The 330-nt window shown below is 37.6% G+C and carries 1 protein-coding gene; it reads right to left on the bottom strand.

The window, feature by feature from the left end; genetic code table 11:
- Window positions 1-48: 48 nt before the first annotated feature.
- Window positions 49-330, bottom strand: a 282-nt coding sequence (locus MD536_RS20995; RefSeq protein ID WP_239603756.1) for a hypothetical protein, incomplete at its 5' end; no start/stop codon positions are given.

Genomic DNA, 330 nt, shown 5'->3' with positions numbered 1-330 from the left:
CGCTCGACGACGCTCTTCAGATCTCCAAAATATACATTCCCACACCCCTCAATTTAGTTTAAGTACAAGACAACGCAGGCTTCCACCGCTTTTGAAAAACTCGCTCATATTACATTTGACTACATTGAACCCGAACTCGTTGATTTTTTTCTCAACCTCTGGTGTGCAATCATGCATTAGAATATCTTTGCCTACTGGTATGTTGTTACAAACAAACAATTCTTTTGCATCATGTGCTGAAACTGAAATACGACGATTAAAGTTTTTTTCAATATACTCTTGGCTTTCTTTAGTGAATGCCTCTGGGTAGTAAATTATAGTATCTTCATG

Origin of the sequence: Flavihumibacter cheonanensis (assembly GCF_022352215.1) — a bacterium.
GTDB classification, from domain to species: domain Bacteria; phylum Bacteroidota; class Bacteroidia; order Chitinophagales; family Chitinophagaceae; genus Flavihumibacter; species Flavihumibacter cheonanensis.
Note: the sequence above shows the minus strand (reverse complement) of the source record. Positions and strands in the feature narration are given on the sequence as shown.